Consider the following 6,443-nt stretch of genomic DNA (forward strand, 5'->3'; position numbering starts at 1 on the left):
GTCTCGATCCCCCCGCCCCCACCCCCGCCCGCGGCGTCGGCGTGGGCCACCGGGGCCGCGAGCAGCACGGCGAGCAGGACGGGCAGGGCGGGCAGCAGCGGGCGCAGGGTCGGCACCCAGGCAGGATCGACCAGCCCGGTGCATACGAGCACATGAACACAGCGCGAGCCCGGCGAGTCTCAGCCATTCGCCCGACGCGGCCGCATGACGCGTAGCCCGCGCGACCGGTTCCGCAGGCTCCGGGCCTACGCCCCGCCGGGCCCGGGGCCGCTCTCGGCAGGGGTTCCCGTGGCAGGGCGGTCCGAGGACGGTCCGCCCGGTCCCGGGCCGCCCGGGATGGCGAACTCGCACCACACGCACTTCCCGCCGCCCCGCGGCTCGACGCCCCAGGCGTCGGACAGCCGGTCCACGAGCATGAGGCCGCGCCCCGACACCGCCCAGTCGTCCACCTCGCGCCGCCGCGGCAGGGCGCTGCTGGTGTCCTCGACCTCGATCCGGATCCGGCCCTCCGCGGTCAGCCGCATGCTGATGTGGCCGACGCCCTCCGTGTGCACCAGCGCGTTGGTCATGAGCTCGTCCGCCGCCAGTTCGATCCCGTCGGACTGGTCCCGCGCGCCCCAGGCCGCGACCGCCGCCCGGATCAGGTGCCGGGCCATCGCGGGGGCGTCCGGGTCGCCGGGGGTCAGGACGTGGCTCAGCGGGCCGCCGCCGCGCGGGGCCGGGGTGCCGCGGCGGCGCAGCAGGAGCAGGGCCATGTCGTCCCCGCCGCCGGAGTCCCCGACCAGGTCGCACAGGACGTCGGCGAGCGCCTCCACCTCGACGGGCCCGTCCCGGACCGCTTCCATGAGCTCCCGCATGCCGGTGTCGGGGTCGCCGCCGGGCCGCTCGGTCAGACCGTCCGTGCAGAGCAGCAGGGTGTCCCCGGGGTGCAGTTCGAGGCTGGTGACGGGGTACCCCGTACCTCGGCCGGACCCGGGCCCGGAACCCGTCCCGGTGCCCGGCAGGGAACCCGGCCCGGCACCGGAACCAGCCGGCTCGCGCGCCGGGAGGCCCAGCGGCAGCCCGCCTACCACCTGGACCCGGTGGCAGCTGCCGTCACCGCGCCGGACCACCGGGTCGAGGTGTCCGGCGCGGACCAGGAGGGCCTTGCCGGTGGTGAGGTCGATGTCGGCGTACGTGCAGGTGGCGAAGCGTTCCGTCTCCAGTTCGCGCAGGAAGGCCGACGCCCGCGCCATCGCCGTGCCGGGGGTGTGCCCCTCGGCCACGTACGCGCGCAGCGCGATGCGCAGCTGGCCCATGACGGCGGCGGCGTCCGTGTCGTGCCCCTCCACGTCCCCGATCATCACGCCGACGCGCCCCTCGCCGAGCGGGACCACGTCGTACCAGTCTCCGCCGATGTCCCGCCCCATCCGGGCGGCCCGGTACCGCACGGCGATCCGCGCTCCCGCCACCTCCGGGATCCGGCGCGGCAGCATGGCCCGCTGGAGGCCCTCGGCGAGGTCGTGCTCCTGCTCGAAGAGCATGGCCCGCTGCAGGCTCTGCGCGATGCCGCTGCCGAGGGCCATCAGTACGTTGCGCTCCTCGGCGGTGAAGTCCCCGTCGCGCGTGTAGAGCAGTCCGAGGGCGCCGATGGGCCTTCCGTGGGCGATCAGCGGCAGGTAGACCCCGCTGCGGACGTCCAGCGGCTCGATGTACGGCCACAGCAGCGGGTAGCGCTGCTGGAACTCCTCGCGGGAGCCGAGGTACACCGGCCGCAGCGTCCGTACGGCCTCGCTCATCGGCAGGGCCGCGTCGATCCGCGTGTACTCGGTCTCCGGCACGTAGGCGCCGAGCCGGCCCTCCGCGACCAGGTGGATGCGGGCGCCGTCCACGACGCCGAGCATGACGCTGACCGCGCCGAGATGACCGAGGGCCTCGGGGTCCTTGAGGATGTCGGTGACGTCGTTGACGGTGCGGGCGTGCGCGAGGATCGCGGTGGTCCGCTCGACGACCCCGGTCAGCCGCCGCCGGCCCTCGTCCCGCTCCCCGCCGGCACCGGGCTCGCCGGGGTCCTGGGCGGCGTCGCGGACGATCCCGATGATCCGGTACGGGCGCTCGTGCGGGTCCCGCAGGATGTGGCCCTGGATGTGGACCCAGCCCGGCGAACCGTCCCGGGCGCGGCTGCGGACGTACGCGCCGTACTGGCCGCGGCCCGACTTGAGCGCCTGCGCGACCCGTGCGTCGAGCCGGGCCTCCTCGCCGGGCGCGAGGCGGACCCGCAGCCCGGCGGGGGTGCCTGCGAACTCTTCGGGGCGCAGGTCGAGGACCTCGAGGGCGGTGGCGTCCAGATGCATCTGCCCGCTGTCGAGGTTCCAGTCGAAGGTGCCCATGTGGTTGAGCGCGAGGCTCGTGTCCGTCCGGGCAGGCCACTCGACCTGGGGGGTCAGTCCCCTCTCGGCCACGCCTTCAGGGTCTCACTGTTCGGCCGGCGGCGCCGGGCCGGAGCCGCTCGCGCCCGCCGTCCGCCGGAGTCCGCCGGTGTTCGCGCTGCGCGCAGCGCCGGTCCGGCGTGTCGATCGGAATTCTCCCCTCCGGATGTGCGGCACCCCCGGAAATGGACCTGGGTCATCACAGAAAGGGACCAAAGTCCCGGCCTGTCGGGACTTTCAACGAATGGGTGACTTGTACGATTTCGCGAAGATCGATCCATTCATGATCATCTTCAGTGGTGTCAGGAACCCCCGGACACGGGGTTGTTGACGCCCTTGGCTGTGTGGGGTGTGGCTTGTCGCAAGCGCCGAGGACGACCGGAGAACCGGGCGAGGGAGCGGGGGGAGGAGCACATGAGGAGGCCGGGACCGAAGCCCCGGGACGAATAGCCGCCCCGCTCCACGGCTCCCCCGCCCCCGCCGTCGGCCCGGGGTCCAGGCCGGGTGCCCACACCGGGACCGCCTCCCGGCCCGCCGCCCCCTCCGGGTCGGGCTCGCGCGGCGGCGGTGACGCCGGTGCCCGCACCGGGCGCGGCAGTCTGGTCGTACGGCCGTACCGTGACCCCCTCGTCCTCGGCCCGCTCTTCCGCGACGAGGAACCGGCCGACGCCCTCTTCGCGAACGCCCCGGCCGCCGCGGGCCCGAACCGGACCGCGGCCCTGGCGGAACCCACGGGCCCCGGCGGCGGTGGCCCCGGCGTTCGTACAGGCCTCGGGGGCTCCGCAGGCCCCGGCGGCGGTGGTGGCCCGGCCGATCCCGACACGCTCCGGCAGCCCCGCGTGCACGGGGCGATACCCCGGCCCGCTTCCCACACGGCACCGCCGGCCACGGCGCGCGCGGCGCGCACACCGCCCGCCGTCCTCGACCCCGAGCTCACCGAACGTCCCGCGCGCGCCTGCTCGGGCTGGTGGGCCCTGCTCGCCGCCTCGCTCGCCACGGCCGGGGCCGCCGTCCTCTCGCGCCACGAGGAGCTCCGCCCCTCCACCTCCCCCGCCGAGGCCTGGCCGCTCGCCGCGGTCGCCGGCTGCGCCCTCCTCACCCTGGCCGCCCTCTGCGGGCTGCGCCGGGGCCGCGCCGGGCAGGCCTGGTCACTGACCCTCTTCGGCCGCTACCGGGGCACGATCCGGCGTACCGGTCTCATCTGGTCCAACCCGCTGCCGCGGTACTCCCCGGTCGACGTCCGGCTGCGCCACTGGCGCAGCGAGCCGCTCTCCGTCGTCGACGCCGAAGGCACCGCACTGCGGGCCGTCGTCCTCGTCGTGTGGCGGGTCAAGGACACCGCCCGCGCGCTGCTCGGCGTCGACGACCACACCGACTACCTGCGCGGGCAGGTGGAGTCCGCGACCGCCCGGGTCCTCTCCCGGATGCCCGCCGACTCCTTCGATTCCTTCGGCTCCGCCGGCCCGGAGCCGGCCGGACCGGGGACCCTGCGCGACACCGAGGCCGTCGGCGACGAACTGACCCGGCTGCTCGCCGCCGAGTGCAAGGCCGTCGGCGTCGAGGTCTTCTCCGCCCGGCCGCTGCACGTCGAGTACGCGCCCGAGGTCGCCGCCGCGATGCAGCGGCGCCGGGTCGCCTCTATCGACGCCCGGCACCGGGACTCCGTCCTCACCGACGTGCTCGACGCGGTCGACGACACCGTCCACCGGATGTCCGACCGCGGGCTCGTGGGCCTGGACGACTACGAACGCAAGGCGCTGGTCAAGGACTTGACCGTGGCCTTCTACACGGCGCGCGGCCCCGCCGCCGACGCCCGCTGAGAAACACACCCCCGATGGAAAAGGAACCACGCATGCGCACGCCCGAGTTCACCGAGGAAATACCCGATACCTGCGACTGCACCGGCTGCGCTCGCGGTACGACGGCCGTGACCTCCGCGGCCCGTCGCCGTCGCTGCACCGTGCGCGGAGCCGTGGTCGCGGCCGTCGGAGCCACCCTGCTCATGGGCACCGGCGCGGCCACCGCCTCCGCCGAGCCGGCGCCCGCCCGGGCGGGCTGGGACGGCTCGAAGTACTGGTACAAGGACGCGACCGGCTGGTGGCGCTGGACCTCGCACTACGGCAAGTACGCGGCGAACAGCGGCGGCTCGGCCGCCGCCAAGACCTCCTCGTCCTCCTCGTCCTCCTCCTCTGCCTCGTCGGCACGCACCTCCGAGCCCACCTTCCGCGGCCGTGCGGGCTGGGACGCGACGGACCGCGTGTACTGGTACAAGGACGCGACCGGCTGGTGGCGCTGGACCGGCCACAAGGACAAGTACGAGCGCAACGCCGGCCGCACGGGCGGCTCCGGCTCGTCCGGCTCCTCCGGCTCGGGTTCCTCCGGCGGCTCGGGCGGCTCCTCGTCCGGCTCCGGCACGCCCGTGCGCCAGGGCACGGAGGGCGCGATCTCCTTCGCCAACAGCCACCTCGGCGACGCGTACGTCTGGGGCGGCAACGGCCCGCACGGCTGGGACTGCTCGGGCCTGGTCCAGGCCGCCTACCGCTCGGCGGGCATGTCGCTCCCCCGCGTCGCCTCCGACCAGTACCGGGCCACCACCCCCATCTCGCGCTCCGAACTGCGCCGCGGCGACCTGGTGTTCTGGTCCTCGAACGGCAGCGTCTCGGGCATCCACCACGTCGCCGTCTACCTCGGCGACGGCAAGTACATCGAGGCCCCCCGCCCCGGCAAGCAGGTCCGCGTCTCCAGCTTCAGCGCGTACAACCCGAACATGTACGGCCGCGTCCGCTAGCGTCCCCCGGCGTCGCGGTGCGCGCGCGACGCGATGACGAACGACCTCCCCGGGGCCATCGGCCCTCGGGGAGGTCGTGTCATGCCCGTGCGGTGCTCACCGGCCTCCGTTCCCTCCGTTTCCACCGTTGCCGTTGCCGTTGCCCGAGCCCGCGTCGGATCCGGCGTCCGTACCCGCGTCAGAGCCGGTTCCCGGCTGGACCGGGGAGGGCTTGGGCGTCGGGCGCGGCGGGGGCGAGGGCTTGACCGGGGACGGGGGCGGGGGCGGCGGGGGCGGCGGAGGCGGCTCCTCCGGGGACGGGGGCGGCGGCGGAGGCTCGACCTGCGAGGGCTCGACCGGTTCGGGCCGGGCCGGCGACGGCCTGACCTGGGTCGGCTCGGGAGGCACCTCAGGCTTCACCGACGCCGCCGGCGGCTCCGAAGAGGGCTCGGGCGGGGCCGGGGGTTGTGGTTCCGCCGAGCTCCGCTGGGCCGGCGGCGCCGACGAGTCCGGGGCCACCGGGACCGGCGGCAGCGGCGGGCAGGGACCGGCGGGAGCGCCCGGGTCCGGGGGCGGGGTCACGATCACGGTGCCGGACAGCGAGGGGCACGGGGTCGCGGACCGCAGCTTCGCCTCGGGCGAGGCGGACTCGGACACCGTCGCCGAAGGGGACACCGACGGAGACTCGGACGGGGACTGGGAAGGAGACTCCGACGGAGACTCGCTCGGGGACTCGGAAACCGACTTCTCACTCGGGGACTCCGACGGTGACTCGCTCGGCGACTCCGAGGGAGACTCCGACGGCGATTGGCTCGGCGACTCCGACGGGGACTCGCTCGGGGACTTCGACGACGACTCCGAAGGCGAGACCGAGGGCGAGACCGTCGGGGAGTGCGAGGTCGGCGGCGGCGACGTGACCGGCGGGGTCGGGATCACCGGCGGCGGGATCGGCCTGTCGTGCTTGCCGTGGTGGTCGCCCCGGTCGCGCTCGAACCAGCGGTGGTCCTGGTGGTCGAAGATCACGAACTTGTTGACGATGGTCACGGACGGAGCGATGACCACCACCTGCGCGGGCTGGTACGAGGTCCAGGGCTGTCCGAACCGCTTCGGATTGGCCTGGAGCGCCACCGGCGGGCCCAGCGGGTTCCCGCAGGCGCAGCGCACGCGCGGCACCCCGCGGTCGTCCACGAGCACGGCGGTCCCGGCCTGGAGCACGGCCTGGTAGCTGGTGACCTGGCCGTCCCGGTAGCCGTGGTTGGTGACCCGGG

4 protein-coding genes are annotated in these 6,443 nt (G+C 75.0%); 2 read left to right on the forward strand and 2 right to left on the reverse strand.

From position 1 onward, the window contains the following. Positions 1–245: 245 nt before the first annotated feature. Positions 246–2,441, reverse strand: a complete 2,196-nt coding sequence (locus tag ACWGDE_RS34430) for a SpoIIE family protein phosphatase (RefSeq protein ID WP_453392992.1) — start codon at positions 2,439–2,441, stop codon at positions 246–248. An 806-nt stretch (positions 2,442–3,247) separates the two neighbouring features. Here ACWGDE_RS34430 and ACWGDE_RS34435 point away from each other — a divergent pair. Further along, positions 3,248–4,228: an SPFH domain-containing protein gene (locus ACWGDE_RS34435; protein WP_453392993.1), complete on the forward strand. Its 981-nt coding sequence runs from the start codon at positions 3,248–3,250 to the stop codon at positions 4,226–4,228. Between the two features lie 32 nt (positions 4,229–4,260). Continuing rightward, complete coding sequence (locus ACWGDE_RS34440; RefSeq protein WP_453392994.1) at positions 4,261–5,196, forward strand: C40 family peptidase; 936 nt, start codon at positions 4,261–4,263, stop codon at positions 5,194–5,196. A gap of 96 nt (positions 5,197–5,292) precedes the next feature. Here the strand turns inward: ACWGDE_RS34440 and ACWGDE_RS34445 are convergent, their stop codons facing one another. Next, positions 5,293–6,390, reverse strand: a complete 1,098-nt coding sequence (locus ACWGDE_RS34445; RefSeq protein WP_453392995.1) for a DUF6777 domain-containing protein — start codon at positions 6,388–6,390, stop codon at positions 5,293–5,295. Positions 6,391–6,443: the final 53 nt, after the last annotated feature.

This window comes from Streptomyces sp. NPDC054956, assembly GCF_053609185.1.